Source organism: Microcoleus sp. B3-A4, assembly GCF_036705385.1.
Taxonomy (GTDB): Bacteria; Cyanobacteriota; Cyanobacteriia; order Cyanobacteriales; family Microcoleaceae; genus Microcoleus.
The window spans coordinates 1-3,114 of sequence record NZ_JAUBUI010000178.1 but is presented as its reverse complement, the minus strand read 5'-3'; the positions used below and the strand labels follow the sequence as shown (position 1 = coordinate 3,114).

At 40.0% G+C, this 3,114-nt stretch carries 3 protein-coding genes and 1 pseudogene; all 4 read left to right on the top strand.

Annotation, left to right across the window (positions count from 1 at the left end):
• Positions 1 to 39 precede the first annotated feature (39 nt).
• Positions 40 to 1,539 carry an IS5 family transposase gene (locus tag QUB33_RS29030; RefSeq protein WP_333357994.1) on the top strand — a complete coding sequence of 500 codons (1,500 nt, stop codon included), beginning with the start codon at positions 40 to 42 and terminating at the stop codon, positions 1,537 to 1,539.
• A gap of 270 nt (positions 1,540 to 1,809) precedes the next feature.
• Positions 1,810 to 2,307 carry a helix-turn-helix domain-containing protein gene (locus QUB33_RS29025; RefSeq protein WP_333357991.1) on the top strand — a complete coding sequence of 166 codons (498 nt, stop codon included), beginning with the start codon at positions 1,810 to 1,812 and terminating at the stop codon, positions 2,305 to 2,307.
• Between the two features lie 50 nt (positions 2,308 to 2,357).
• The gene (locus QUB33_RS29020; RefSeq protein ID WP_333357987.1) at positions 2,358 to 2,765 is read left to right on the top strand and encodes an IS630 family transposase; all 408 of its coding nucleotides are present in this window, start codon (positions 2,358 to 2,360) and stop codon (positions 2,763 to 2,765) included.
• Between the two features lie 124 nt (positions 2,766 to 2,889).
• Positions 2,890 to 3,114 (top strand): annotated as a pseudogene (locus QUB33_RS29015) (IS5/IS1182 family transposase); the annotation flags it as partial.

Sequence of the window (3,114 nt, the reverse complement as noted above, 5' to 3'; positions counted from 1 at the left end):
CAAACTTGAAAAAATGGTTTGTTGAAATCTTTTGTAACTCTGGTTGATTTTGGATCATTTATTTCTTGCAACACTCTTGAAGGAAAGTTGGCAGCGACTAACCGTTGGGTGCAGCTAGCCGAACTAATACCGTGGTCGGAATTTGAATCAGAATATGCCCAAAATTTCGTGGCAGAAGTGGGACCTCCCGCTAAATCGTTTCGGCTGGCGTTAGGCTCGTTAATCATTAAGGAAAAACTAGGAATTAGTGATAGAGAAACCGTAGAGCAAATTCGAGAGAATCCTTACCTGCAATACTTTATCGGTTATTTATCATATAGCAATGAGGAGCCATTTGACCCTTCACTATTAGTTCATTTCCGACAAAGAATCAGTGACGAATTGGTGAACAAAGTCAATAGAGAAGTGGTGAGAAGATTGAGAGAATTAGTTCGAGGCGAGGGCGAAAAAAAAAATCCCGAAGCAGAGAGGGAACAGCCGAAAAATCCAGGAAAATTAATCCTAGATGCCACCTGCGCGCCCGCCGATATTAGCTATCCGACCGACTTAAAACTCTTAAATCAAGCCCGAGTTCACACGGAGAAAATCATAGATCGGCTGTATGAGCCACTCAAAGAGAAAATTCAGACCAAACCGAGAACCTACCGTCAGATAGCGAAAAAAGAATACTTAAAAGTCGCAAAAAAAAGAAGACCGACTCGCCAACAGAAAAGAAAAGCCCTAAAAAAACAACTACAATACATCAAAAGAAATCTCGGTCATATCGAACAGTTAATCGAATCAGGAGGCTCACTCTTGTGTCTGAAAAATAGGGAATATAAAACTTTGCTAGTGGTGAAAGAAGTCTATCGCCAACAGTTAGAGTTGTTTCAAAATAATCAACAAAGTATTGAAGACCGAATCGTTAGTTTAAGCCAACCCCAGATCCGTCCAATCGTGAGAGGGAAAGCGGGAAAACCCGTAGAGTTTGGAGCTAAACTATCAGCTAGCTGCTTTGATGGATATGTATTTGTAGACCGAATCAGTTGGGATAACTTTAACGAATCAGGAGACTTAAAAGCTCAAATAGAAGCATATCGAAGCTTCACGGGATATTATCCCGAATCAGTTCATGTGGATAAAATTTATCGAACCCGCGACAATCGAGCTTGGTGCAAAGAAAGAGGAATTAGAATCAGTGGGCCACCATTAGGAAGACCCCCAGCTCACGTGAGTCCAGAAAAAAAGAAGCAAGCTAATGAAGATGAGAGAATTCGCAGTTCAATTGAGGGAAAGTTCGGTCAAGGCAAGCGACGATTCAGCCTCTCTTTGGTGATGACAAAACTAGAAAATACCTCTCGAACTTCCATCGCAATTTCTTTTTTAGTCATGAATTTGGCTGCTGGATTGAGACAGCTTCTCAGTCTTTTTTTGTGCTTGTTTTATCTGAGAACAACTCAAATGAGCCATTTCATAACTTCAATTTATGTCCGAACTAGCTTTCGACAACTCAAGCTCAACGATCGTCGGGGGATTGAATCTGCGCTCGATCTATATTGAGGTTTCTCCGACTTATTCAGCAAGCCCTAATTAATAAAGTGAACGAACGCATGGTTGAAAAAATGCGAGACATCACGTCTGTCAAACCCGAAAAAAAAAAGGATTCGGACGCCAAAAATGAGTCACCCAATCGCGGTAAGTTGATCGTAGATGCAACCTGCGCCCCAGCCGACATTAGTTATCCGACCGACTTATACCATTTTCATAAAATAGTGCTACAATTAGTAGGTATCGTTTTTGTGAGCCATTTCCCAAATATAAGGAAGAAAAATGTCAGGAGTTGTTCGGATTGAAATTCGGGAAACAACAGAAGAGCTGAAAACTCTTATGAGGAAAGAGAAAGATGTTTTGCGCCACGAAAAACTACAAGTTCTGTATTGGCTTAAAACCCAAACGATAGACAGCGTATTGTCTGCTGCTGTGCGGTTAGGGAAACATCGTACCACAATACAAAGATGGTTGTCTAGTAATCGCTCGGGGGGAATAGAAGAATTATTATTGCAGAAACCTCGTTCGGGAAGACCAAGAATAATGAATCCTGAAACTGTAGAGAGATTATCAAAGGAATTACAAGAACCCGAAGGATTCAGTAGCTACAAAGAAGTACACCAATGGCTGACAAGCTGCTGTGAAGTAAAAGTGGCATATCCCACAGTACATCAATGGGCCAGATATCGGCTCAAAGGAAAATTAAAAGTCCCGCGTCCTGTGAGTGAAAAACAGAAAGCCGGGGTAATAGAAGAATTTAAAAACAACTCTCATCTCTAATTAAAAGCAGTCTGAGTCAGAGTGAGAGCTTTTTAAAGCAGTGGAAAAAAGTGCGATATTGGAGTCAAGATGAAAGTCTGATGGGGCTGCATACAATTCAAAGAAAAAAGTTAACAGGTTACGGAATAAAACCGCAAAGAAAGGTGCAATGGAATTTTACTTATTTGTGGCTTTATGGGGCAGTAGAACCGCTAACGGGAGCCAGCTTTTTTTATGAGTTTACCCATTTAGATACAGTGTGCTTCGATAAGTTTTTAGAGCTATTGGCCAGTGAGTATCCGGAGGATTTACATATAATTCAAGTAGATAATGGAGGCTTTCATAACTCTTTAAATCTCAGCATACCAGAAAATGTTATTTTACTGTTTCAACCCGCATACAGTCCGGAAGTAAACCCCATAGAAAGACTGTGGGGATACGTAAAAGAACAATTGAAATGGTTGAGATTTGACCAATAAGAAGAGTTGAGAGCAGCGGTGCAAAAAGAGTTAAATAAGTTGACGTTGGAAGTTATTGCTTCTTTGACGGGATGGAAATTTATTTTAGAGGCTATATCTGTAGCAGGACTTTAGGAAATTGGTATTAGGACTATTAAACGGAGCCAGAGTTCATACAGAAAAAATCATAGATATCCTGTATAAACAAATCAAAGAAAAAACCCATAAAAAACCAAGAACCTACCGTAATTTAGCAAGAAAAGACTACTTAGCAGTAGCGAAACAAAGACGATCCACACGCAACAAAAGAAGACAGGCAATTAAAAAACAACTCCAATATATCAAAAGAAACCGGGAGCATATTGAACAG